Below are 24,231 nucleotides of genomic sequence, written 5' to 3'. Positions count from 1 at the left end.
GGCTCGACCTCTTATGATCCGAACTTAAATCAAAGCCGATCGAGCCGCAAACGAGCTTGAGATTTCAGGCCGCCTTGCCATCCACCTTGATCACGCCGCGCTTGATCTGGTCCTGCTCGATCGATTCGAACAGGGCGCGGAAATTGCCCTCGCCAAAGCCTTCGTCGCCCTTGCGCTGGATGAACTCGAAGAAGATCGGGCCGATCACGGTCCTGGAAAAAATTTGCAGCAGGATCTTGGTCATGCCGCCGTCGACGACGCCTTCGCCGTCGATCAGGATGCCGTGCTTCTTCATGCGCTCGATCGGCTCGTCGTGGCCGTTCACGCGGTCATAGGACATGTCGTAATAGGTTTCCGGCGGGCCCGGCATGAACTTCAGCCCGTTCTCGGCCAGCCTGTCGGTGGCGGCGTAGATCTCGTCGGTACCCACCGCGATGTGCTGGATGCCTTCGCCATTGTACTTCTTCAGATATTCGGCGATCTGGCTGGTCTCGTCCTTGGACTCGTTGAGCGGAATGCGGATCTTGCCGCAGGGCGAGGTGATGGCGCGGCTGATCAGGCCGGTTATCTTGCCGTCGATGTCGAAGAAATGGATCTGCTTGAAGCCGAACAGATTGCGGTAGAAATCCCACCATTTGTCCATCTGGCCGCGATAGACATTGTGGGTGAGGTGATCGAGATAGTAGAAGCCGACGCCTTGCGGCCGCGGGTCGCGCGCGCCCAGCCACTCGAACTCGGCATCGTAGGCCGAGCCCTTCTTGCCATAGGTCTCGATGAAATAAAGCAGCGAGCCGCCGATGCCTGCTATGGCCGGCACGTCGAGCGCCTTGTCGTTGCCTTCGTAAGGCGTGGCGCCCTTGGCGACGGCGTGGTCGAAAGCGTGTTTGGCATCGACCACCCGCCAGGCCATCGAGGCGGCGCAGGGGCCGTGCTTGTCGGCGAACTTCATCGCGTGCGAGCCGGGCTCGGCATTGACGACATAGTTGATGTCGCCCTGGCGCCAGACGGTGATGTTTTTCGTGCGGTGCCTGGCCACCGCGACATAACCCATGCGGGTGAACAGTTCGGCGAGCTTTTCCGGCTCCGGATGCGCGAACTCGACGAACTCGAACCCATCGGTGCCGGCGGGGTTGTCCTTGCTGATCTTGGCGGGCGGGGCGTCGTGCGGGAAGGGGCCCATGATATTCCTCCGGATCTGGCTTGGCCTGAAAAGGCCACCTGATGCCATCATAGCGCGGAGCCGATGCATGGTGCTTGCATTCAAACGCTTGAAATGATCAGTTCATGCGTGAAGCGTGCATGATGAAGGGCAAATCCATGGATGAGACGCGCATTGATCAGTTCGACCGCAAGATAATGGCGCTCTTGCAGGACGATGCGGGGCTAGGCAACAGCGATTTGTCGGAGCGAGTGAACCTGTCGGCGTCGCAATGCTCACGCCGCCGCCAGCGGCTCGAGGAGGACGGCTACATCAAGGGCTATCACGCCGTGCTCGACCGCGACAAACTCGGCTTCTCGCTGGTCAACGTCATTTCGGTCACGCTCGCGACCCACAACCGCGACAATGCCAGGCGCTTCGGCGAACTGGTGGCGCGGCTGCCGGAAGTGCAGGAGGCACATGCATTGACCGGCGAGATGGACTATATCCTGAAAGTTGTGACGCCCGACCTGAAATCGCTGTCGGAATTCGTCAACGGCGTGCTCCTGCCGCATGAATCGGTACAGCATGTGAAGACGGCGATTGTGCTGGAAACGCTGAAGGAAACCGGCGCGCTGCCGATTTGAACTCTTCGGCGGAGCCTGCGCAATATGGAATTGCCAGACCTGTGGTGAACCATGTCCAACTTTCAGCTTGCCGGCATAATCCTCTTTATGGTCGGGCTGGTGCCGTTCACGATCGCCGGCCTGATTTTCCTACGGTACGATTGCCCGAATTGGAACGCGTCGCTTTTGCGCGATACAAGTTGGTCATGGTGGGTTCGCAAGATTGGTTTTGAGGGCATCCTGGCCGATCCGAAGTCCCGCTGGTGGTGCGGAATCGGCTTTTCAATCTGTGTCTCGGGTTTTGTCTTGCTGGTCGTGAGCACGATCCCACTCGGTACGCTCGTGCCTTTCATCGCTCTTCTAGGGCTTCTTTTTGGCATCCGAAGCTTCGTCGCCAAAGGGCGCCAATAAGCTCACGCCGATCAGGTACGCTCACCCCTTAGACTGCTGGATCAGCCCGTAAAGGTTGGTGCAACGTGCGCCGGAACGGCAATAGGCGAACACCGGGCCGTTGAGCTCGTCGAGTGCCTCGGCCTGGTCCTCGACATTCTCGGCCGTGATCTGGCCGCTGATGACGGGAATGTAGCGGAAGGCGAGCCCCGCGGCTTCGACCGCTGCCTTGACGGTGTCGGCCGCGGGCTGGCCGGGCTGCTCGTCATCGGGCCGGTTGCAGATGACGCTCTTGAAGCCGGCAGCCTTGATGGCGGCGACGTCTTCAGGTTGGATCTGGCCCGAGACCGAATAGTTCTCACTGATCTCGCGGTATTCCATGGCAGCATCCTCGCAATCTGGTTTGATGGAGAGTCTTGCCACTCCCTGACGTGGTCGGCAACTACTTCCTATGCCGCGGCCGTCTGAGCAAGCCGTGCTCTGGCGAAACGCGCCACGACGATGCCGGCGATCACCGCCGCGACAAAGATCGCCGTCGCGGAGGAACCGAGACCAAGCGCGGGAATGGCGCCGCCGGGACAGAAGCCGGCAATGCCCCAGCCGATGCCGAAGACAGCGGCGCCGCCGGCCAGCTCCGCGTCGATGGGGCGCTTTGTCGGCAACGCGAACTCGGTTTCGAACACCGGTGCCTTGCGGCGCCGGAATATCAGGCGATAGCCGGTGAAGGCGACCGCAAGGCCGCCACCCATGACGAAGATCAGGCTCGGATCCCAGGTGCCAGCGATGTCGAAGAAGTTCAGCACCTTGGCTGGATTTATCATCCCGGACACGGCGATGCCGAGCCCGAAAATCCCGCCGATGAGAAATGCCGAGACGAGCTTGTTCACGGGCTCAGCCTCCGATCACATGGCGGATGATGAAGACGGTGACGAAGGCTGTGACCATGAAGATCGCGACGGCGACGATCGAGCGTGGCGATAGCCGCGCCATGCCGCAAATGCCGTGTCCGCTCGGGCAACCGCCACCGAAATGCACGCCGATGCCGACCAGGAAGCCGCCACCGACAAGTGCCAGCGTCGGCACGGGCACGCTGAAGGCGATGTGTCCGCCGACAGTCTGATAGAGAAGCGGCGCCGCCACGGCGCCGGCGAGAAAGGCTGCCCGCCAGCGCCATTCAGGCGAAAGCGGCGGGATGACACCGGTCAGGATGCCGGTCATCCCGGCAATCCGCCCATGCAGTGCCATCAAGAGCACCGCCGACAGGCCAATAAGAGCGCCGCCAAGCAGTGACTGGAAAGGCGTAAAGTCTGTCATGGCGATGCCGGCTTTTTGATCCACGGTCGATCCGCGTCTTTGCGTACTCGATACCATGGCGCAGATAGACATTTTCGGCGCGGAATCCAGCTCAAACTGCCAGAACGCAAACAGAAAGGCGGAGACCGGCTCCGCCTTTCCGGAGAGGGCCGCGTCAGCTGCCGAGGATGGCGCCTTTGATCTGACGGATGTTGTTGTGCATCATGTCGATATAGGTCGAGGCCGGGCCGTCGGGCTGCGACAGCGCGTCCGAATAGAGCGTGCCGCCCACCTTGATACCGGTTTCGCTGGCGATCTGCTCGATCAGGCGCGGGTTGGTGATGTTCTCGACGAAGATCGCCGCGGCCTTGTCCTGCTTCACCTGGGTGACCAGCTTGGCGACGTCGGCGGCGGACGGTTCGGAGTCCGTCGAGATGCCTTGCGGGGCGAGGAAGGTCAGGCCGTATGCGTGCTCGAAATAGCCGAAGGCGTCATGCGAGGTGATGACGACGCGTTTCGCTTCGGGGATCGACTGGATCGCGGTCTTCACTTCGCCCTCCAGTGCATCGAGCTTCTTGGTATAGGCGGCGGCATTGGTCTGGTAGCTGACACAGCCGTCGGAGTCGGCCGCGCAGAAGGCTTCGGCGATGTTCTTCACGTAGATCCTGGCATTGGCGATCGACTGGAACGCGTGCGGATCGGTGACCGTCTTGCCGCCGCCGGTGCCGGCGCCTTCGGCCGCGTCGGCGTCGGCGAATTCAGGTTTGAAATCGATCGGCGTCACGCCTTCGGTCAAGGTGACGATCGACGCCTTGGTGGCGCTGGCATCGACCAGCCTTTGCAGAAAACCTTCGAAATGCAGGCCATTGACCAGCACGATGTCGGCCTTGGCCATGGCCACCGCGTCGGCCGGGCTCGGCTCGTAGACATGGGCGTCGCCATCCGGACCGACGATGGTGGTGACATCGATGCGGTCGCCGCCGACATTTTTGGCAAAATCGGCAATGACGGTGAAGCTGGCGACCACTTTCAACGGTGCCGCGAAGGCCGACGATGCGCCAAAGGCGGTTAATGTTATAACGCTCATTGCCAGGGCGGCGCGGATCGATTTCAGCATGGGCGATCTCCTTCTAGGGGCGGGGGTGGGATCAGGCCGTTCTGTGACGGTGATGGATGATGCGGGCGCGCAGAATGCCGCGCGTGCCGAACAGGATCGAGGCGAAATAGACGACCCCGGCGGACAGGATGATGGCCGGGCCGGATGGCAGCGACGCGTGATAGGACAGAAGCAGCCCGGCGATGCACGAGCCAAAGCCGATCAGCACGGCCAGCACGCACATCGGCTCGACGCGCACGGTCCAGAAGCGGGCGGCAGCCGCCGGCAGCATCATCAGCCCGACCGAAAGCAACGTGCCGAGCGCCTGGAAGCCACCGACGAGGTTGAGCACGACGAGGCCGAGGAAGATGAAATGCACCGGACTGCCGAGCCGGCTGACCGAGCGCAGGAACAGCGGATCAAGGCATTCGGCGACCAGCGCCCGCCAGAAGATGGCGAGGCTGACCAAAGTGACGGCAACAATCCCGCCGATCAGCGTCAGCGCTTCGTTGTTCAGTGCCAGCACCGTACCGAACAGCACGTGCATGAGATCGACGCTGGAGCCGCGGATCGACACCATCAGCACGCCGATGGCGAGCGAAATCAGATAGAATGCCGCCATCGAGGCGTCCTCACGCTGGATGGTGAAGCGCGAGACGGCGCCGGCGCCGAGCGCGACGATGATGCCGGCGATCAACCCGCCGATGGTCATCGGCAGGATCTCCAGCCCATAGAGCAGGAAGCCGGCGGCGGCACCCGGCAGGATGGCATGCGCCATGGCGTCGCCGGACAGGCTCATGCGCCGCAGCATCAGGAAGACGCCGACCGGGCAGGCGCCGAGCGACAGCATCAGCGAGCCGACCAGCGCCCGCTGCATGAAACCGAAATCGGCGAAGGGCGCAATGAAAAGGCCGTAAAGCGCGTCCATCAGGCAGCCCTCGGTCCGGCGCCATGGTGATGATCATGCCCGGGAGCATGGCCATGATGGTCGTGATCGTGGCCATGATCATGAGCGTGCTCGTCTGGCTCGCACCAGGGCGCATTCTCTTCCCAGGCCTCGTGGAAACGGCGGGCGCGCAACAGGTTCTCCGGCTTCAGCGTTTCCCTGGTCTCACCCCAGGCGATCGGCTGGCGCGCCAGTAGCAGCGTTTCGGGGAAGTTCTGGCGCACCAGATCCAGATCGTGGACGACCACCATGATGGTGCGCTCCTCGCCATGCCAATGCTTGATCAATGCGATCAGGTCGCCAACCGTCTTGGCGTCGACCGCATTGAACGGCTCGTCGAGCAAGATGAGGTCGGCGTCCTGCAGCAAGACCCGCGCGAACAGCGTGCGCTGCAGCTGGCCGCCTGACAGCGTGTCGATCGGCCGCTTTTCGAAGCCGCCGAGACCGACGGCCATCAGCGCCTGGCTGACGGCATCGCGATCTTCCCTGGTGTGGCGGCCGAGCAGTCCGCGCCGTGGCCACAGGCCGAGCGAGACCAGGTCGACCACCCGCGCCGGGAAGGAGCGGTCAAGCTCCGACTGCTGCGGCAGATAGGCGGCACGCACGCCGGGCGCGCGGATGACCTCGCCGGCCATCGGCTTCAGGACACCGACAATTCCCTTCATCAGCGTCGATTTGCCGGAGCCGTTGGCGCCGACGACAGCGGTCAGCGAGCCCTTGCGGATCGTGCCGTCAAGGTGATGGATCGCCGGGTGGCTGTTGTAGCCCAGCGTCAGGTCGCGGAATGTCAGGCATGTATTTGTCATTCTGCGATCCGTGGAGGCAGCGAGATGCGGCTGCTGGCAGTGGGCGATTGGATATGTGATGTTATTACATTAGTCAACAAGCCAATCGGGCGGAATTGCGGCTGCCGGTCAACTTGCCGTGTGTGGATATCATAGGTCGTTGGCTCAACGGGAATTGCCGGGGCGACCTTGCCCGAAGCCGGCCGCAACTCTAAACAGGCGCGACCACAAAGGAAGGAACCATCCAATGAGCATTCGTCGCATCGATGTTGGCCCGCGCATGAGCCAGATCGTCATTCACGGCAACACCGTCTATCTGGCCGGTCAGGTCGGCGCGCCGGACGGGAATGTCGCTTCGCAGACCCGGGACATCCTGGCGGCCATCGACGAACTGCTGGCCAAGGCCGGCTCCGACAAGACCAAGATCCTGCAGGCGATCATCTGGCTGGCCGATATGAGCACCTTCGCCGAGATGAACGGCGAATGGGACAAGTGGGTGCCGCAAGGCAACACGCCCGCCCGCGCCACCGGCGAAGCAAAGCTCGCCGGACCGGAATATCTGGTCGAGATCATTATTACGGCGGCGATTTGACTTCTACCTCCCCCTCGTGGGGAGGTCGGACCGAAGGTCCGGGTGGGGGCCGGCGCCGCCCCCCGTTTCGCCAGCCTTGCTTCGCAATGCCGGCTCGCCGACCCTCCCCACGAGGGGGAGGGTAAAAAACTACCCCTGCGACGGCGTGAATCGCGCCACCAGCGTGTGGCTCTCCGCCGCGTAGGTGAAGCGGACATGGGTGACCGGATGTTCGGCGCTCCATGTCCGACGCTCGACCACCAGGCAAGGCGCGCCGGCCGCGATGTCGAGCGACGCCGCGATGTGCTTGTCGGCGGCAACCGCGCGAATGCGGTGCTCGGCTTCGCTCCACGGCACGCGGCCGATCAGCCATGGCCCTGGTGCCGAGCCGAGAAATTCCTCGTCGCCTGCTTCAGGCACGGCGGCCAGGTTGATCAGCCGCTGCTCATGCGCGAACGGCCGCTTGCCGGCGAAATGCCGGCATTCCAGTGCCAGCACCCGCGCGGCGGCACCGAGCTCCAGCAAGGCGCGGTCCTCGGCGTCGCTGCGCCTTTTGTGCCGCGCCACGCGCTCGTACCGATAGGGCAAGCCGAGTGCTTCGACCTCGACCCGGATGTCGTGGATTTCCAGCACCGCCGCTTGCGACTGCGGCTGGCGCACAAAGCTGCCGGAGCGGCGGCGTCGCTCGATCAGTCCGGCCTTGGCGAGCTGCGACAGCGCCTTATTCACCGTCATGCGCGAGCAATTGTATTGCGCGCTCAGCTCGTGCTCGAACGGGATGCGATGGCCGGGCGCCCAGGCACCGGACATGATGCGTTCCCTGATGTCGGACAGGATGCGCTGGTGCAGCGAGCCGCCACCTTCCGCATCCGCTGTCTCGATCACGCTCATGCCGAAAGCGCCGTCATCACGCTGCGAAACCGCTCGGCGATGGACCCGCGCCTTGCATGCCGGCCGCCGCTGACCTGTTTGTCGCCATGCACCCAGACGCAGTCGACCTTGCCGCCATTGGCGAAGATCCAGGCGTCAAGGATCGCGTCACCGGTCTTGCCGGCCAGCGAGGGATTGCTGGCGTCGAGCGAGACGAGATCGGCAGATGCGCCCGTGGCGATCTCCGAGGCCCCGGCACCAAGGGCGACACTGCCGCCGTCGAGCGCGGCATCGAACAGCCCGCGTCCGGTCGAGCCGCCGGCCACCGCCAGCACGTTGCGGGCGCGGTGGGCGAGGCGCTGCGAATATTCGAGCTGGCGCAACTCGTCGGGCAGGCCGATCAGCACGTTGGAATCGGAGCCAACGCCGAAGCGGCCGCCGTGCTCCCTGAACAGCGGCGCCGCAAAAGTGCCGTCACCGAGATTGGCCTCGGTGATCGGGCAAAGGCCGGCGATCGCTCCGCTTTTCGCCATGCCGACCGTTTCCGCATCGGTCATGTGCGTGGCGTGGATCAGGCACCAGCGCTTATCGACCTTCGCTTGGCCAAGCAGAAATTCGACCGGCCGCGCGCCGGACCAGGCAAGACAATCCTCGACCTCCTTCACCTGCTCGGCGACGTGGATGTGGATCGGCCCATCCGGAGCTATAGTGGCCACCTCGGTCAATTCCTCCGGTGTCGCGGCACGCAAACTGTGCGGAGCAACGCCGACGACAGCCTGATTCAACGCGCGAACCGATTCGCGGCTTTTCTCAACAAGCCGGGAGAACCTGCCCACATCGTTGATGAATCGCCGTTGGCCTTCGTTTGGCGCGGCGCCGCCGAACGAGGAATGGGCATAGAACACCGGCAGCAGCGTCAGGCCGATACCCGTTTCGCCGGCCGCGGCCGCGATGCGCTCGGCCATCTCGGCAAGGTTGGCATAGGGTTTTCCGTCGCGGTCGTGATGCAGATAGTGAAATTCGCCGACGCGGGAAAAACCGGCCTCCAGCATCTCGACATAGAGCTGCGCGGCGACCGCCTCGACCTGATCGGGCGTCATCGACAGGGCGAAGCGATACATCACCTCGCGCCAGCTCCAGAAACTGTCGGCGGAGGGGCCGCGAAGTTCTGCCAATCCGGCCATGCCGCGCTGGAAGGCGTGGCTGTGCAGATTGGGCATGCCCGGCAGCAGGATCGCGTGACGTTCGTCCCCGGCCAACGCCGTGGCTCCCGGCTCGACGGCTGTGATGCGCCCGTGGGCGAAAGTGATCCGCACATTGCTGTGCCAGCCATTGGGAAGGAGCGCCTGTTCCGCGAAGATATCAGTCACTTTTCTCTCCGGTTTCCTGTCTCGGATGCGATGATGGTACTTGCAGTGCGCTTCAATATGTATATACATAATCGCCACCGATTGAAACGGAAAAGATGATGGCTGCAGAGAACAAAAGCCGGGCAGGGGGTCTTCGTCTGTGGCGCAATGCGCGCCTGGCGACCATGGCCGAGGGGTCTGCCGGACTTGGCGTCGTAGACCACGGCGCGGTCGCCGCGCGTGACGGCCGCATCGTTTATGCCGGTCCGGAATCGGGGATGCCCGCAACGCTTGCCCAAGGTGCCGAGATGATCGATTGCGAGGGCCGCTGGATCACGCCGGGCCTGATCGATTGCCACACCCATCTTGTCCATGCCGGCAACCGGGCCAACGAGTTCGAGATGCGGCTGGCCGGCGCCACTTATGAAGAGGTCGCCAGGGCCGGTGGCGGCATTGTCTCCTCGGTCAAATCCTTGCGTGCCGCCAGCGAAGACGATCTTGTCGCGCAATCGCTGCCACGCCTCGACGCGCTGATCGCCGAGGGAGTTACCACCGTCGAGATCAAGTCGGGCTACGGGCTCGATCTGGAAAACGAAAAGAAGTCGCTGCGGGCCGCCCGCCAGCTCGGCGAACAGCGGCCAGTGACGATCCGCACAACCTTTCTTGGCGCCCATGCGTTGCCGCCGGAAGCCAAGGGCGACAAGGACGCCTTTATCGATCTGGTCGCAAAGGAAATTCTCCCGGCGGTTGCCGCCGAGGGGCTGGCCGACGCCGTCGACGGTTTTTGCGAGGGCATTGCCTTTTCGCCGGAGCAGATGACGCGCGTCTTCGACGCGGCCAAGATGGCAGGCCTGCCGGTCAAGCTCCATGCCGATCAGCTGTCCAACCTGCATGGTGCCGAACTCGCCGCCCGCTATGGCGCGCTGTCGGCCGATCATCTCGAATACACCGATGAGGCAGGCGCCATGGCGATGGCGAAGGCGGGAACGGTGGCGACGATCCTGCCCGGCGCCTACTACTTCATTCGCGAAACCAAGAAGCCGCCGATCGGCCTGTTCCGCCAGCACGGCGTCAGGATGGCTGTCGCCACCGACAACAATCCCGGCACCTCGCCGCTGACCTCGCTGTTGCTGACCATGAACATGGCGGCGACCCTGTTCGGCCTGACGGTCGACGAATCCCTGGCCGGCATTACCCGCGAAGCCGCCCGCGCGCTCGGCCTGCTGGCCGAAACAGGGACGCTCGAAGCCGGAAAATCCGCCGATCTGGCGATCTGGAACATCGAGCGCCCCGCCGAACTCGTCTACCGCATGGGCTTCAACCCGCTGCATGCCCGCATCTGGAGAGGACAATGACCGAACTGACCCTGAAGCCCGGCAATGCGACGCTGGCCGACTGGCGCGCCATCTACCGTGGCGCCGTGCCGAAGCTTGAGGATGCCTGCCGGCCAAAAATCAAGGCGAGCGCCGAGGCCGTCGCTAGGATCGTCGCCAAGGGCGAGCCGGTCTATGGCATCAACACCGGCTTCGGCAAACTGGCCAGCGTGCGCATCCCCGCCGGGGACCTCGAGACCTTGCAGCGCAACATCGTGCTGTCGCATGCCGCCGGCGTCGGCGAGCCGATGCCGGTCGCTGTCTGCAGGCTGATGATGGCGCTGAAGCTGGCCAGCCTGGCGCAGGGCGCCTCCGGCGTGCGGCCGCAGACCATCGAGCTGCTCGAAGCAATGCTGGCCAACGACGTCATCCCTGTGGTGCCGGCGCAAGGCTCCGTCGGCGCCTCCGGCGATCTTGCCCCGCTGTCGCACATGACGGCGGTGATGATCGGTGTCGGCGAATGTTTTACCCCGCACGGCCGCTTTCCAGCCAAGGTCGCCTTCGTCTCGCACGGGCTGGAGCCGGTGACATTGGGCGCCAAGGAAGGCCTGGCACTGCTTAACGGTACGCAGTTTTCGACCGCCTATGCGTTGGCCGCTCTGTTCGAGGCCGAAGTGCTCTACCAGTCGGCGCTGATCGCCGGTGCCTTGTCGACCGACGCGGCAAAGGGCTCCGACGCGCCCTTCGACCCGCGCATCCACATGCTGAGAAAGCATCGCGGCCAGATCGAGACGGCGGACACGCTGCGCAATCTGATGGCCGGCAGCGCCATCCGCGAGTCGCATCGGGTTGGCGACGAGCGCGTGCAGGATCCTTATTGCCTGCGCTGCCAGCCGCAAGTGATGGGTGCGGCACTCACCGTCCTGCGTCAGGCGGCGGATACGCTTGGCACCGAGGCCAATGGCGTCACCGACAATCCGCTGATCTTCGCCGAGGATGACACCGCACTTTCCGGCGGCAATTTTCATGCCGAGCCGGTGGCCTTCGCCGCCGACATGATCGCGCTCGCCGTCTGCGAGATCGGCTCGCTGTCGGAGCGCCGCATCGCCATGCTGGTCGATCCCGCGCTGTCCGGCATGCCGGCCTTCCTGACGCCCAAGCCCGGCCTGAACTCCGGCTTCATGATCCCGCAGGTGACGGCGGCGGCACTCGTTTCCGAGAACAAGCAGAAGGCCTATCCGGCCAGCGTCGATTCCATCCCGACCTCGGCCAATCAGGAAGACCACGTTTCGATGGCGGCGCATGGCGCGCGCCGCCTGATCGGCATGGTCGAGAATGCAACGGCGGTGATCGGCATCGAACTGCTGGCCGCGGCGCAAGGCTGCGACTTCCATGCGCCGCTGGCGTCGAGCGGTGCCCTGGAGGCGGTGCGCAAGCTGGTCCGGGCCGAGGTGCCGCACCTCGACAATGACCGGCATTTCCACCCCGACATGGAAAAGGCCATCGCCATGGTGCGCAGTGGTGCGACCATCAAGGCAGCCGGCGCGGTAACGCTGCCGTCGATCTCAGGAGCCTGAACATGACCGACTGGCTCACAGTAACCGAAGGCACGGCACCTTTGCTGGTGTCGATCCCGCATACCGGTATCGATCTCGCCGGCATCGACAACCGGCTGGTCTCGCCCTGGCTCGGCCGGCGCGACTGCGACTGGTGGATCGACCAGCTCTACGATTTCGCCGCCGACCTTGGCGCGACGGTTGTGCATACTTCGATCTCGCGCACCGTCATCGACGTCAACCGCGATCCCTCCGGCGCCTCGCTCTATCCGGGGCAGACGACGACGACGCTTTGCCCGACAGAGACTTTCGACGGCGATCCGCTTTACCTGCCCGGCGGGGAACCGATGCCGGCGGAAATCAGCCAGCGCTATCAGTCGTATTTCGCACCCTACCATGAAATGTTGGGGTACCAGGCCACCAGACTGCGCGGCATGCATCCGAAGGTCGTGATCTACGATTGCCACTCGATCCGCTCGGTTCTGCCGCGTCTCTTCTATGGCACGCTGCCGGTGTTCAATCTCGGCACCAATGACGGCCAGACCGCCGACCCGGCGCTGCAGGAGCTGGTCGTCCAGGTCATGGCCAAAACCGGCGACAGCTATGTCATCAACGGCCGTTTCAAGGGTGGCTGGATCACGCGCTACTTCGGTAATCCGCAAGGCGGCTTCCATGCGCTGCAGATGGAGCTTGCCAATCGCGGCTACATGCATGAGCCCGAGGGCAAGGGTGAACCGGACAATTGGCCGGTGCCCTACGATGCGGCGTTCGCCGCACCCATGGCCGCGAAACTGAAGAAGATTCTCGAGACCGCGATCACCTGGGCGCAGAGCTGAAATTCGATCCTTTATGGAGTGACGACATGAACAATCCTCGCCACAACATTCGCGAAGTCCGCAGCCCGCGCGGCACGGAAATCAGCGCCCGCTCCTGGTTGACGGAAGCGCCGCTGCGCATGCTGATGAACAATCTCGACCCGGACGTCGCCGAAAACCCCAACGAGCTGGTCGTCTATGGCGGCATCGGGCGGGCGGCGCGGACCTGGAACGACTTTGACCGCATCGTTGCATCCTTGAGGACGCTGGCCGATGACGAGACTTTGCTCGTGCAGTCGGGCAAGCCGGTCGGCGTCTTCCGCACCCATTCCGACGCTCCCCGCGTGCTGATCGCCAATTCCAACCTGGTGCCGCATTGGGCAACCTGGGAGAAATTCAACGAGCTCGATAAGAAAGGCCTGATGATGTACGGCCAGATGACGGCCGGCTCGTGGATCTACATCGGGACGCAAGGCATCGTGCAGGGCACCTACGAGACCTTCGTCGAGGCCGGCCGCCAGCACTATGGCGGCAATCTTCGGGGCAAATGGATCCTGACCGCCGGCCTCGGCGGCATGGGCGGCGCACAGCCGCTCGCCGCCGTCATGGCCGGCGCCTGCTGCCTGGCGATCGAATGCAACCCGGATTCGATCGATTTCCGCCTGCGCACCCGCTATGTCGACGAGAAGGCCGAGACGCTCGATGAGGCGATGGCGATGATCGAGCGCTGGACCAAGGCAGGCGAGGCGAAGTCCGTAGGCCTGCTCGGCAATGCGGCCGAGATCGTTCCGGAAATGTTCAGGCGCGGCATTCGCCCCGATATGGTCACCGACCAGACCTCTGCCCACGACCCCATCAACGGCTATCTGCCGAAGGGCTGGACGATGGCTGAGTGGCGTGAGAAGCGCGTCAGCGACCCGAAGGCAGTTGAAAAAGCCGCCCGCGCCTCGATGCGCGAACATGTCGAGGCAATGGTAGCGTTCTGGAACGCCGGCGTGCCGACGCTTGACTATGGCAACAACATCCGCCAGGTGGCCAAGGAGGAAGGGTTCGAGAACGCCTTCGCTTTCCCCGGTTTCGTGCCGGCCTATATCCGTCCGCTGTTTTGCCGCGGCATCGGCCCGTTCCGCTGGGCAGCCCTGTCGGGCGACCCGGAGGACATCTACAAGACCGACGCCAAGGTGCGCGAACTGACGCCCGGCAACACCCACCTGCACAACTGGCTCGACATGGCGCGCGAGCGCATCGCCTTCCAGGGCCTGCCGGCACGCATATGCTGGGTCGGCCTCGGCGACCGGCACAGGCTCGGCCTCGCCTTCAACGAGATGGTGGCCAAGGGCGAGCTGAAGGCGCCTGTCGTGATCGGCCGCGATCATCTCGATTCCGGCTCGGTCGCCTCGCCGAACCGCGAGACGGAATCGATGAAGGACGGCTCGGACGCGGTGTCCGACTGGCCGCTGCTCAACGCCTTGCTCAACACCGCGTCGGGCGCCACCTGGGTGTCGCTGCACCATGGCGGCGGCGTCGGCATGGGCTTCTCGCAGCATGCCGGCATGGTCATCGTCGCCGACGGCACGCGCGAAGCGGCCAGGCGCCTGGAGCGGGTGTTGTGGAACGATCCGGCGACCGGCGTCATGCGCCACGCCGACGCCGGCTACGACATCGCCATCGAATGCGCCAGGCAGCACCAGCTCAACCTGCCGGGCATCCTCGGGTGATTGGCTGAACCGATGCGCGTCCTGCGGGCAGCCGAATACCGGTCGATGCCGTGGAAGAACGGCGGCGGGGTGACGACGGAAGTCGTTGTCTCACCCGCAGGCGCCGGGCTCGACGACTTCGACTGGCGCGTCTCGATGGCGCGCGTCGAAGGCAGCGGTCCATTCTCGCAATTTGCCGGTATCGATCGCACGCTTGCCGTGCTCGAAGGCGAGGGCATCGAGCTCGATATTGCTGGCCGCGCGCCGATATCGGTCACCAGGGCGACCGACCCGATTTCCTTCCCGGCTGACGTGCCGACCGCGGCCGAGCTGATCGGCGGGCCGATCACTGACCTCAATGTCATGACCCGCCGCGGCCGGATGACGCATTCGGTCGAACGCCTGGTGGTTTCGAACCCTGTGGAAATCAGGACGGCGACCGGGACAACCCTCGTCCTGTGCCTGAACGGCGACGTCACCGTACCCGGCACCGAGCCGGTTCACCTCGGGCCGCTCGACACGCTGCTGCCCGGCCCGGACATCGCCAGCCTCTTTATCCAGTCCGTCCATGACACGACACTGTTCGTGATCCGGATCGGCGGCATCTCCGGCAACGATTAACGCTTGTTTCCAAACATGATCGCGGTGTCGGCCAAATATAGCGTAAGCTGCTGGCGGCATCACGAAAAAGCCTGAATCCTCTCCGTCGATCGCGCTTGACGGGAACAGGGGCGATCGTCGTTGAAACTTTTGCCGAGAGATGACGCCCTGTCGTGGTGCGGAAACAAACTTTCGGCAAGTGGGACTAATGCAACCAATTGCATTTGAATCGGTTTTAGGGCCATTGCCGTGGCGGTGACGCCGCTCAGTGCCGCATACGGAATTTTCAATGAATATTCAGACGACCCCTGCCCAAATCGAGAAGACGAGCGCGAGCTTCCCGGCCATCACGGAAGAGCCGATCCGTTCCAATTTCCTGCCCGAAGAGCGTCTTCGCCTGCTTGGCGAAAGCCTGGCAAAGGGCGATCTCACCGATCTGTTCGGCCTGACGCCGTTCGATTTTCAGGCCCGTATCCGCGACAGCGCCAAGAGGATTTTGGAAGTCTACCGCTCGACCAATGCGGCGCAGGCGAGGGGCGAGACCATCACGCCGGCGGCGCAGTGGCTGCTCGACAACAATTACCTGGTCGAAGAAACCATTTTCCAGGTCAAACGCGATCTGCCGCGTCGCTTCTATCGCCAGCTGCCCAGCCTGAAACTGCCCGATGGCGGCAGTGTGCCGCGCGCGCTGGCGCTGGCCTGGACCTATGTGGCGCATTCCGACAGTTCCGTCTCGGCGACGATGTTCAAGTCCATCGTCCAGGGCTTCCAGTCGGTCGAGCCGCTGAAGATCGGTGAACTCTGGGCGCTGCCGTCGCTTCTGCGCTTCGTCCTGATCGAAAATCTCCGCCGGCTGGCGGTCAGGGTCAACCGCACCCGGCAGATGCGCCAGATCGCCAACGATGTCGCCGACCAGGTTCTGGCGACCGACGACAGCCCGGACCGGCAGGCGATCCTGTCCAAGTTCAGCGCTCACGCACAGGACACCACCTTCGCCACCCAGCTGCTCTACCGCTTGCGCGATGGATCGCAAAATGCCGGCAAGGCCTTGGAATGGCTGGAAGGCGAGCTCGAAAAGACCGGCTCCGACGCCGAGGAAATCATCATTTCCGAACATCACACGCTGTCCAGCGGCAATGTGACGACCGGAAACATCATCCGCGGCCTGCGCCTCATCAACGACGTCGACTGGACGGTTTGGTTCGAAGGCGTCAGCCGCATCGACACCGTGCTACGGGAACGCACCGATTTCGCGGCGCTCGACTTCTTCTCGCGTGACCAGTACCGGACCGCGATCGAGGAACTGGCGCGCCGCTCCGACCTTTCGGAATATCGCGTCGCCGAGAAGGCCATCGAGCTGGCCGGCCACGCAGCCAGCGACACCATGCCAGGCGACGATGAAGTCGATGCCGTTCCGGTCGCATCCGCCCACACCGATGTCGGTTTCTTTCTCGTCGGCCCACGCCGGCTGGAACTGGAGAAATCGATCGGCTACCGGCCGACCATCAGCCAGACGGCCAAGCGTGCCTTCCGCAAGACCGGATGGCTTGGCATCGTCGTACCGGTCTTCGCGCTGACGGCCCTGCTTCTCGTCCTCTCCGGCAACGCGCTGGCCAATCTCGGCCTGTCGGTGCCGTCGATCGTCTTGATGCTGGCGCTGTTTGCCGTGCCGGCCAGCGAGGGCGCGCTCGCCTTCTTCAACACCGTCGTATCGCTGTTCCTGAAACCGACGCGCCTCGTCGGCTATGATTACAGGCACGGCGTACCGCCCGAGGCGCGCACGCTGGTGGTGGTGCCGTCGCTGATCGGCTCACGCGACGACGTCGAGGAGAACATCCGCAATATCGAGGTGCATCATCTCGCCAACACGGCGGATGAGATCCATTTCGCGCTGCTGTCGGACTGGCCCGACAGCAAGACCGAGATCGATGCGGCCGATACCGAAATCCTCGAATTCGCCCGCAACGAGATCGCTCGTCTCAACGCCCGCTACCCCTCAGAAGGCGCGCCGCGTTTCTACATCCTGCACCGGCGCCGGCTGTTCAATGCGGCGCAAGGATCCTGGATGGGCTGGGAGCGCAAGCGCGGCAAGCTGCACGAGCTCGACCTTCTGCTGCGCGGCGACAGCGACACCACATTCCTGCCGCTCGACGTGCCGCTGCCGGAGAACGTCGTCCATGTGATGACGCTCGATGCCGACACGCGCACCACCCGCGACGCGGTCGCGACCCTGGTCGGCAAGCTCTGCCATCCGCTCAACCGTCCGCATTTCGATGCCGCCAGACGCGTCGTCACGGCCGGCTACGCGATCCTGCAGCCGCGCATCACCGCGTCGCTGACGAGCGGCGACGACGCGTCGTTTTTCCAGCGGGTCTTCTCGGCCAATCGCGGCCTCGACCCTTATGTCTTTGCCGTGTCCGACCTCTATCAGGACGTCTTCGGCGACGGCTCCTTCACAGGCAAGGGCCTCTATCACGTCGACGCTTTCGAGGCCGCGCTGCAGGGCCGCATCGAGGAAAACACCATCCTCAGCCACGATCTTCTGGAAGGCGCGCTGGCGCGCTCGGCGCTGGTCACCGACGTCGAACTGGTCGAGGACTATCCGACCCGCTACTCGGTCGACGCCTCTCGCCACCATCGCTGGGCCCGCGGCGACTGGCAGCTTCTCGGCTTCATGCTCGATCCGCGCTCCGGCGTGCCGGCCCTGTCGCGCTGGAAGATGATCGACAATCTGCGCCGTTCGCTGACGCCGATCTTCTGGGTGATGGCGGCGATCGCCGGCTGGACGCTGCTGCCCTTTACGCAGGCCGCGCAATGGCAGGCCCTGCTGATCCTCAGCCTGTTCATGGCGCCGACATTCGATATCGTCAACGCCATCCTGCCCAAGAGCGGCGACCAGACGCCACGCGGCCATTTTTCGGCGCTCGCGCGCGACGTTGCCTTCGGCACCGCCATGGTGGCGCTCAAGATCGTGCTGATGGCGCACAACGCCTGGATGATGGGCGATGCCATCATCCGCACGCTCTACCGGCTGTTCTTCAGCCGCCAGAACCTCTTGGAATGGCGCACCGCCTCGCAGGCGCACAAGGCGGGCGACAACGATCTCGGCTCCTATTACGGCATGATGTATGGCGCCGTGATCATCGGCTTCGTCGGCCTCGCCATTCCGGTGCTGGCCGATTCCACCGGCACCTTCGTCGCCTTCTTCTTCGCCCTGTTCTGGATCGCTTCGCCGGCCATCGCCAGCTGGATCAGCCGTTCGGCGGAAACCGAGGATCGCTTGCGCATATCGCAAGCCGATATCCACGCACTGCGCACGGTGGCGCGGCGCACATGGCATTATTTCGAAAGCTTCGTGACCGCGGAACATCACAATCTGCCGCCGGACAATTTCCAGGAAAGCCCGGCGCCGGTCGTGGCGCCGCGCACCTCGCCGACCAATATCGGCGTCTACCTGCTGTCCGTCGTCTCTGCCCGCGACTTCGGCTGGATCAGCCTGTCCGACGCCATCACCCGTATCGACGCCACCATGACGACGATCGAGGGCATGCCGCGTGATCGCGGCCACCTCTTCAACTGGTATGACACGACGACGCTGAAGCCGCTCTATCCGCTCTACATCTCGGCTGTCGACAGCGGCAATCTTGCCGGCCATCTGGTGGCGGTGGCGGCAGCTTGCGCCGAGTGGGCGGAAGCACCCTCCGTTCATCTCCAGGGCGATTTCGAAGGCATTCTCGACACGGTGACCATCCTCAGCGAGAGCCTTGACGAGCTGCCTGACGACCGCCGCCAGCTGCGGCCCTTGCGCCAACGCCTCGCCGACCGTCTCGACGGCATGCGGCGCGCGGTCGACACCATCAAGGCGCAGCCGGAAATGGCGTCGATCCGCACCATCAATCTGGCCGTACTGGCCGGCGAGATCCGCAAGCTCGCGACCGCCATCCACACCGAGGCGGCGTCGCCACAGAGCGACGTCATCGTCGACTGGGCGGCCAGGCTCGAGGCCACCTGCGAGGCGCATGTCCACGACGCGCACAGCGACGACAATGCCGTCGAGGCGCTGCGCGCCAAGCTGCTCACCTTGCGGGAGCGCACGCGCCGCTTTGCCTTCGAGATGGATTTCTCCTTCCTGATGCGGCCCGAACGCAAGCTGCTGTCGATCGGCTACCGGGTCGAGGAACACCAGCTCGATGAAAGCTGTTACGACCTTCTGGCTTCCGAGGCGCGGCTGACCAGCCTGTTCGCCATCGCCAAGGGCGATCTGCCGACCGAGCACTGGTTCCGGCTTGGCCGGCCGATCGTCGAGATCGGTTTCAAGGGCGCGCTGATGTCCTGGTCCGGCTCGATGTTCGAATATCTGATGCCGCCGCTGGTGATGAAGGAAGCGCAAGGCAGCATTCTCAACCAGACCAGCAAGCTGATCATCAAGCGCCAGATCCAGTACGGCCGCCAGAAGAACGTGCCGTGGGGCATTTCGGAAGCGGCCTACAACGCCCGCGATCGTGAACTGACCTACCAGTACACCAATTTCGGCGTGCCTGGGCTCGGTCTGAAGCGCGGTCTTGGCCAGAATACGGTGATCGCACCCTACGCCACGGTGCTCGCGGCACAGTTCAACCCGCGCGAAGCCGTGCACAATCTCGCCCGGCTGCGGGAGATCGGCGCGCTTGGCCGCCACGGTTACTATGACGCCGTCGACTTCACACCGCAGCGCGTGCCGGAAGGCACCGATCATGTGGTCGTGCAGAACTACATGGCCCACCATTCAGGCATGTCGATCGTCGCGGTCGCCGACGCCATCTTCGAAGGCCGTATGCGCGATCGCTTCCACAGTGATCCGGTCATCGAATCGGCCGAATTGCTGCTGCAGGAGAGGGCGCCACGCGACATCCCGACCGCGACCGTCAGGACCGAGGCCGACGAACGCTCCAAGGACGAGACCGAAGTCGAGAGCCCCGACACCCGCATCGTGCTCGATCCGTCGCGATCGCTGCGTTCAACCAGTGTGATGTCGAACGGCCGCTATTCGGTGATGGTCACCGCGACCGGCTCGGGCTACAGCCGCTGGGGCGATCTCTCCGTCACCCGCTGGCAGCCGGACCCGACCGAGGACAGGCTCGGCTCCTACATCTTCCTGCGTGACGCCGGCACTGGCGACTGGTGGTCGGCGACGACCGAGCCGAAGCGCGCGGCCGAGGAAAAGGCGCAGACTTTGTTCTCCGACGACAAGGCGAGCTTCGTCAAATCGGTGGGCACGCTGCGCTCCGAGGTCGAATGCATCGTCATCTCGGAAGGCAATGGCGAGGGCCGTCGGGTCACGCTCTACAATGACGGGCCGTCCGACCGTCACATCGAAGTGACGTCCTTTGCCGAACTGGTGCTCGGTCTAGAGGCATCCGACAACGCGCATCCGGCCTTCTCGAAGATGTTCGTGGAGACCGAGATCGCATCGAACAACGCGCAGATATTCGCCGTGCGGCGCAAGCGCGAGACCAGCGAGCCCGATATCGCCATGGTGCATTTCGTCACCGATCCGTCCGGCTCGGCGCGCGATGCCGAAGCCGAGACCGACAGGCGCGCTTTCATCGGCCGTGGCCGCACCATCGTCGACGCGGCCGCCTTCGATCCGGGCGCCAGGCTTGGTGGCCATTCGGGCTTCACGCTCGATCCCGTCGCCGCGCTGCGCCGCCAGGTGCGCGTGCCCGCCAACAAGAAGATATCGCTGACCTTCTGGACCGTCGTCGGTGCCAGCCGCGCCGAACTGGAAGAGGCCCTTGCCCGGCTCGACCATCCGGAGAGTTTTGCCCGCCAGGCCATGCTCGCCTGGACCCGCAGCCAGGTGCAGACGCGCCATATGGGCCTTAGCCTGACCGATGCCGCCAATGTGCAGAAACTGGCGCGCTATCTGATCTATCCGGATCCGTTCCTGCGTCTTCCGGCCGAATCCATCGCTTCGGGACTGGGCAAGCAGTCGAGCCTGTGGCCGACCAGCATTTCGGGCGATTTCCCGATCTTCCTGGTCAGGATCGGCGACGTCGCCGATCTCGAAATCGTCGCCCAGGCGCTGCGTTTCCAGGAATACATGCGCACCCGCGGCATGATGATCGACTTCGTCGTCGTCAACGAGCAGGCGTCCTCCTATGTCCAGGACCTGCAGCGGGCGGTCGAGACGTTGTGCGAAAACAGCCGCCTGCGTGGCAAGGAACTCGGCCCTCGCCAGCACATTTTCGCGGTGCGCCGCGACCTGATGGACGAGACCACCTATAAGACATTGCTCGCTGTCGCCCGCGTGGTCCTGCACACGCGCAACGGCACCATCTTCGACCAGATCGAGCGGGCCGAGGCAGCGGCCCTGCAGGCGCGCGACGCCCTGCAGCCGGCAGCATTGCCGGTGCCGCGCGAATTGCCGTCGCCGGTGCCCGTGATGCACGCCTCTCTGGCAGTGGCGGATGTCAGCACCGATGGAAACGGGCTCAGCCAATGGAACGGCTTTGGCGGTTTCGACGGCGACGGGCGGCACTATGTCGTGCGGCTGGCTGGCCGACGCTCCACACCACAGCCGTGGATCAACGTCGTCTCCAACGCTTCGTTCGGCTTCCACACCTCTGCCGAGGGGGCTGCCTTCACCTGGAGCCGCAACAGCCGCGACTACCAGCTGACGCCGTGGTCGAACGATCCGGTCTCGAACCGGCCGGGCGAGGGCTTCTACATCTACGATCAGGCCAGCGGCAAGGCGTTCTCGCCGCTCGCCGCCATGGTGCGCGATCCCGCGATGACCTACGAGGCCTGGCACGGCCAGGGGTTCTCGACCTTCCGCTCGAAGCGCGGGCCGTTGTCGATGGACCTCACCCATGTCGTCGACCCGATTGACCCGGTGAAGATCTCGCGGCTGCGCATCCAGAATTCCGGTTCGGTGCCGGCGCGGCTGCGGATCTATGCCTATGCCGAATGGGTGCTCGGCGGGCATCGGTCGCGCACGGCGGCAACCATCGTCCCGTCGAGGGACGCCGCCACTGGAGCGTTGCTGGCGCAAAACCCTTACGGGCTCGATTTCAGCGAGCGGGTGGCCTTCCTTGCCGCCGACGGCGGTGTCCATTCGGTGACCACCGACCGCTCGGAGTTCCTCGGCCGGCATGGTTCCAGCGAGCTTCCACAGGCGGTGCTGAGCGGCGCGGCGCTGTCGGGTCGTGTCGAGGCAGGAGACGATCCCTGCGCGGCGATTGCCCGCGACGTCGAGATTCCGGCCGGCGGCGACGTGACGCTGCTCTGGCTGCTTGGTGACGCCGAGTCCGTCGAGGAAGCCAGCGCCCTGGTGGAGGAGCACCGGGTCAAGGATTTCGACCGGCGGCTTGCCGACAACGAGCGCGAATGGCGCGGTTTTCTCGACACCATCCAGGTCGAGACGCCGGACAAGGCGCTCGACGCCATGGTCAATCACTGGCTGCCCTATCAGAGCCTGGCCTGCCGCATCCGCGCCCGCTCCGCCTTCTATCAGGCAAGCGGTGCCTTCGGCTTCCGCGACCAGTTGCAGGATACGCTGGCGTTGCTCGCGCATGACCCGCAACTGGCGCGCGACCAGATACTCAACGCCGCGCGGCGGCAGTTCCCCGAAGGCGACGTGCAGCACTGGTGGCTGCCGCGCACCGGGGCCGGCGTGCGCACGCTGATCTCCGACGACGTGGTCTGGCTGGCCCACGCCACGGCGCGCTACCTGCTGGTCACCGGCGATGCCACCATCCTGAAGGAGCACCTGCCCTTCATCGATGGACAGGCATTGGGCGAGGGTGAGCACGATGCGTTCTTCACCCCGGAAATTTCGAAGAAGACGGCATCGCTCTACGACCATTGCGCGCGAGCGCTCGACCTGGCCATCAAGCGCAGCAGTCCCGCCGGGCTGCCATTGATCCTCGGCGGTGACTGGAACGACGGCATGAACCGCGTCGGCGAGAACGGCAAGGGCGAGAGCGTCTGGCTCGGCTGGTTCCTGCTGAAGACGCTGGGCGACTTCGCTGCCGTCGCCAAGACAGAAGGCGATGCCAAGCGCGCGCAAGCCTGGGCAAAGCATGCCGATGCGCTGAAGCGGGCGCTTGAAAGCACGGCATGGGACGGCGAATGGTACCGGCGCGGCAGCTTCGACGACGGCAGTCCATTGGGATCGCGCAACTCGCAGGAGTGCAAGATCGACTCGATCGCCCAGTCCTGGAGTGTGCTTTCGGGAGAGGGCGATCCGGCACGGTCGACGACGGCGATGGGGCAGGCGACCAAACTGCTCGTCGACGACAAGCTCAGGATCGTCAAGCTGTTCACGCCGCCCTTCTCGAAGACGGACAAGGACCCGGGTTACATCAAGAGCTATCCGCCCGGTGTTCGCGAAAATGGCGGCCAGTACACCCACGCCGCCACATGGTTCGTCATTGCGCTCGCCGAGATGGGGCGGACCGACGAGGCCTATCGCTGTTTCTCGATGCTGAACCCGGTCAACCATGCGACCGACGAGGCCTCGGCCGAGCACTATCGCGTCGAGCCCTATGTCGTGGCAGCCGACATCTACGCCGGGGACGGCAATGCCGGCAACAACAAGGGCGGCCGTGGCGGCTGGACCTGGTACACCGGCTCGGCCGGCTGGCTCTACAGGGCGGCAGTCGAAGGGATTCTCGGCATCGAACGGCGCGGCAAGCGTGTTCAGTTCAAGCCAAAACTTCCCGGCCATTGGGACGGATATTCGGCGACCCTCAAGATGCTGGGAGCCGAACTCAGGGTTCGCGTCATCCGCGACAACAAGGCCAAGGCGGTTTCGCTGGAGCTGAATGGGACAAAGACCAAGGCTTCGGCGGTCGAACTGAAGGAGGGCGAAGTCTCCGACGTCGTCATCAGAATCCCGGCCTGAGGCATTTTGCCCAAAAAAGCATGCTCCCGGGTTCAAGCCCGGGGGCGGTTTTCGGGACCACGACAGGATGAAAGGCGCCGTGCTGCCCGGCGTTTGCATCCGCCCCGGCAGATAGCCGCCGGGAAACAAGTAAAATCAAAGGCTTGATGTGTCCTATGGTCGGGACGTCGCGTCCCGTCGTCTGGAGCGCGCGCAAGGCCGCCTAGTTTCGCGCTATACTGCGCACAGGGCGATTTCGGCCTTGGTCATCCGCCCGACATTGTTGCTGATTAAATTTGTGGCAGCACGTGCCAGCTGCC

The 24,231-nt window shown here is 64.2% G+C and carries 18 protein-coding genes; 9 read left to right on the top strand and 9 right to left on the bottom strand.

All coding sequences use genetic code 11. The annotated features are described in order from the left end of the window. Positions 1 to 64: 64 nt before the first annotated feature. Complete coding sequence (hppD, locus tag ACFSQT_RS35955; RefSeq protein ID WP_379026782.1) at positions 65 to 1,180, bottom strand: 4-hydroxyphenylpyruvate dioxygenase; 1,116 nt, start codon at positions 1,178 to 1,180, stop codon at positions 65 to 67. A gap of 137 nt (positions 1,181 to 1,317) precedes the next feature. Between hppD and ACFSQT_RS35950 the strand changes: the two genes are divergently transcribed. Beyond that, positions 1,318 to 1,785, top strand: coding sequence for an Lrp/AsnC family transcriptional regulator (locus ACFSQT_RS35950; RefSeq protein WP_379026792.1), 468 nt, complete (start codon positions 1,318 to 1,320; stop codon positions 1,783 to 1,785). 51 nt (positions 1,786 to 1,836) lie between these two features. After that, positions 1,837 to 2,175, top strand: coding sequence for a hypothetical protein (locus ACFSQT_RS35945; RefSeq protein ID WP_379026781.1), 339 nt, complete (start codon positions 1,837 to 1,839; stop codon positions 2,173 to 2,175). Positions 2,176 to 2,196: 21 nt separating this feature from the next. On the opposite strand, the gene ACFSQT_RS35940 is transcribed toward ACFSQT_RS35945, so the two are convergent. The 6 genes from ACFSQT_RS35940 to aztA form a co-directional block, all read right to left on the bottom strand. Next, on the bottom strand, positions 2,197 to 2,535 hold the full coding sequence (locus ACFSQT_RS35940; protein WP_379026780.1) for a protein tyrosine phosphatase family protein: 339 nt from the start codon (positions 2,533 to 2,535) through the stop codon (positions 2,197 to 2,199). Between the two features lie 68 nt (positions 2,536 to 2,603). Then, positions 2,604 to 3,041, bottom strand: coding sequence for a DUF6691 family protein (locus tag ACFSQT_RS35935; protein WP_379026779.1), 438 nt, complete (start codon positions 3,039 to 3,041; stop codon positions 2,604 to 2,606). Positions 3,042 to 3,045: 4 nt separating this feature from the next. Next, positions 3,046 to 3,468: a YeeE/YedE family protein gene (locus tag ACFSQT_RS35930; RefSeq protein WP_379026791.1), complete on the bottom strand. Its 423-nt coding sequence runs from the start codon at positions 3,466 to 3,468 to the stop codon at positions 3,046 to 3,048. 154 nt (positions 3,469 to 3,622) lie between these two features. Then, positions 3,623 to 4,564 carry a zinc ABC transporter substrate-binding protein AztC gene (aztC, locus tag ACFSQT_RS35925; RefSeq protein ID WP_379026778.1) on the bottom strand — a complete coding sequence of 314 codons (942 nt, stop codon included), beginning with the start codon at positions 4,562 to 4,564 and terminating at the stop codon, positions 3,623 to 3,625. Positions 4,565 to 4,595: 31 nt separating this feature from the next. Then, a complete protein-coding gene (gene aztB / locus ACFSQT_RS35920; RefSeq protein WP_379026777.1) occupies positions 4,596 to 5,471 on the bottom strand; it encodes a zinc ABC transporter permease AztB in 876 nt (291 codons plus the stop codon). Further along, the gene (aztA, locus tag ACFSQT_RS35915) at positions 5,471 to 6,295 is read right to left on the bottom strand and encodes a zinc ABC transporter ATP-binding protein AztA (RefSeq protein WP_379026776.1); all 825 of its coding nucleotides are present in this window, start codon (positions 6,293 to 6,295) and stop codon (positions 5,471 to 5,473) included. The genes aztB and aztA overlap by 1 nt, the downstream gene beginning before the upstream one ends. Positions 6,296 to 6,521: 226 nt before the next feature. Between aztA and ACFSQT_RS35910 the strand changes: the two genes are divergently transcribed. Beyond that, positions 6,522 to 6,866 (top strand): RidA family protein, encoded by a 345-nt coding sequence (locus ACFSQT_RS35910; protein WP_379026775.1) that lies wholly within the window; start codon positions 6,522 to 6,524, stop codon positions 6,864 to 6,866. Positions 6,867 to 6,995: 129 nt separating this feature from the next. Here ACFSQT_RS35910 and hutC read toward each other — a convergent pair whose 3' ends face one another. Both hutC and ACFSQT_RS35900 read right to left on the bottom strand, forming a co-directional pair. Beyond that, positions 6,996 to 7,736 (bottom strand): histidine utilization repressor, encoded by a 741-nt coding sequence (gene hutC / locus ACFSQT_RS35905; protein ID WP_379026774.1) that lies wholly within the window; start codon positions 7,734 to 7,736, stop codon positions 6,996 to 6,998. Beyond that, complete coding sequence (locus ACFSQT_RS35900) at positions 7,733 to 9,085, bottom strand: formimidoylglutamate deiminase (RefSeq protein WP_379026773.1); 1,353 nt, start codon at positions 9,083 to 9,085, stop codon at positions 7,733 to 7,735. The genes hutC and ACFSQT_RS35900 overlap by 4 nt, the downstream gene beginning before the upstream one ends. Positions 9,086 to 9,183: 98 nt before the next feature. Between ACFSQT_RS35900 and hutI the strand changes: the two genes are divergently transcribed. From hutI to ACFSQT_RS35870, 6 genes are all read left to right on the top strand, one after another. Next, a complete protein-coding gene (gene hutI, locus ACFSQT_RS35895; RefSeq protein ID WP_379026772.1) occupies positions 9,184 to 10,419 on the top strand; it encodes an imidazolonepropionase in 1,236 nt (411 codons plus the stop codon). Then, complete coding sequence (gene hutH / locus ACFSQT_RS35890) at positions 10,416 to 11,954, top strand: histidine ammonia-lyase (protein ID WP_379026771.1); 1,539 nt, start codon at positions 10,416 to 10,418, stop codon at positions 11,952 to 11,954. The genes hutI and hutH overlap by 4 nt, the downstream gene beginning before the upstream one ends. A 2-nt stretch (positions 11,955 to 11,956) precedes the next feature. Continuing rightward, positions 11,957 to 12,769 carry an N-formylglutamate deformylase gene (hutG, locus tag ACFSQT_RS35885; protein WP_379026770.1) on the top strand — a complete coding sequence of 271 codons (813 nt, stop codon included), beginning with the start codon at positions 11,957 to 11,959 and terminating at the stop codon, positions 12,767 to 12,769. 26 nt (positions 12,770 to 12,795) lie between these two features. Further along, positions 12,796 to 14,466 carry a urocanate hydratase gene (gene hutU / locus ACFSQT_RS35880; protein ID WP_379026769.1) on the top strand — a complete coding sequence of 557 codons (1,671 nt, stop codon included), beginning with the start codon at positions 12,796 to 12,798 and terminating at the stop codon, positions 14,464 to 14,466. A gap of 12 nt (positions 14,467 to 14,478) precedes the next feature. Further along, positions 14,479 to 15,066, top strand: a complete 588-nt coding sequence (locus ACFSQT_RS35875) for a HutD/Ves family protein (RefSeq protein ID WP_379026768.1) — start codon at positions 14,479 to 14,481, stop codon at positions 15,064 to 15,066. A gap of 268 nt (positions 15,067 to 15,334) precedes the next feature. Beyond that, positions 15,335 to 23,932: a glycoside hydrolase family 94 protein gene (locus ACFSQT_RS35870; protein WP_379026767.1), complete on the top strand. Its 8,598-nt coding sequence runs from the start codon at positions 15,335 to 15,337 to the stop codon at positions 23,930 to 23,932. Positions 23,933 to 24,231 lie beyond the last annotated feature (299 nt).

The sequence above is a fragment of the Mesorhizobium calcicola genome (assembly GCF_042682105.1).
Classification (GTDB): domain Bacteria; phylum Pseudomonadota; class Alphaproteobacteria; order Rhizobiales; family Rhizobiaceae; genus Mesorhizobium; species Mesorhizobium calcicola.
Note: the sequence above shows the minus strand (reverse complement) of the source record. Positions and strands in the feature narration are given on the sequence as shown.

What these genes read in the sequence shown, in the direction of transcription:
- hppD (WP_379026782.1), bottom strand. Translation starts at nt 1,180, where the DNA reads ATGGGCCCCTTCCCGCACGACGCCCCGCCCGCCAAGATCAGCAAGGAC.
- ACFSQT_RS35950 (WP_379026792.1), top strand. Translation starts at nt 1,318, where the DNA reads ATGGATGAGACGCGCATTGATCAGTTCGACCGCAAGATAATGGCGCTC.
- ACFSQT_RS35945 (WP_379026781.1), top strand. Translation starts at nt 1,837, where the DNA reads ATGTCCAACTTTCAGCTTGCCGGCATAATCCTCTTTATGGTCGGGCTG.
- ACFSQT_RS35940 (WP_379026780.1), bottom strand. Translation starts at nt 2,535, where the DNA reads ATGGAATACCGCGAGATCAGTGAGAACTATTCGGTCTCGGGCCAGATC.
- ACFSQT_RS35930 (WP_379026791.1), bottom strand. Translation starts at nt 3,468, where the DNA reads ATGACAGACTTTACGCCTTTCCAGTCACTGCTTGGCGGCGCTCTTATT.
- aztC (WP_379026778.1), bottom strand. Translation starts at nt 4,564, where the DNA reads ATGCTGAAATCGATCCGCGCCGCCCTGGCAATGAGCGTTATAACATTA.
- aztB (WP_379026777.1), bottom strand. Translation starts at nt 5,471, where the DNA reads ATGGACGCGCTTTACGGCCTTTTCATTGCGCCCTTCGCCGATTTCGGT.
- aztA (WP_379026776.1), bottom strand. Translation starts at nt 6,295, where the DNA reads ATGACAAATACATGCCTGACATTCCGCGACCTGACGCTGGGCTACAAC.
- ACFSQT_RS35910 (WP_379026775.1), top strand. Translation starts at nt 6,522, where the DNA reads ATGAGCATTCGTCGCATCGATGTTGGCCCGCGCATGAGCCAGATCGTC.
- hutC (WP_379026774.1), bottom strand. Translation starts at nt 7,736, where the DNA reads ATGAGCGTGATCGAGACAGCGGATGCGGAAGGTGGCGGCTCGCTGCAC.
- hutI (WP_379026772.1), top strand. Translation starts at nt 9,184, where the DNA reads ATGGCTGCAGAGAACAAAAGCCGGGCAGGGGGTCTTCGTCTGTGGCGC.
- hutH (WP_379026771.1), top strand. Translation starts at nt 10,416, where the DNA reads ATGACCGAACTGACCCTGAAGCCCGGCAATGCGACGCTGGCCGACTGG.
- hutG (WP_379026770.1), top strand. Translation starts at nt 11,957, where the DNA reads ATGACCGACTGGCTCACAGTAACCGAAGGCACGGCACCTTTGCTGGTG.
- hutU (WP_379026769.1), top strand. Translation starts at nt 12,796, where the DNA reads ATGAACAATCCTCGCCACAACATTCGCGAAGTCCGCAGCCCGCGCGGC.
- ACFSQT_RS35875 (WP_379026768.1), top strand. Translation starts at nt 14,479, where the DNA reads ATGCGCGTCCTGCGGGCAGCCGAATACCGGTCGATGCCGTGGAAGAAC.
- ACFSQT_RS35870 (WP_379026767.1), top strand. Translation starts at nt 15,335, where the DNA reads ATGAATATTCAGACGACCCCTGCCCAAATCGAGAAGACGAGCGCGAGC.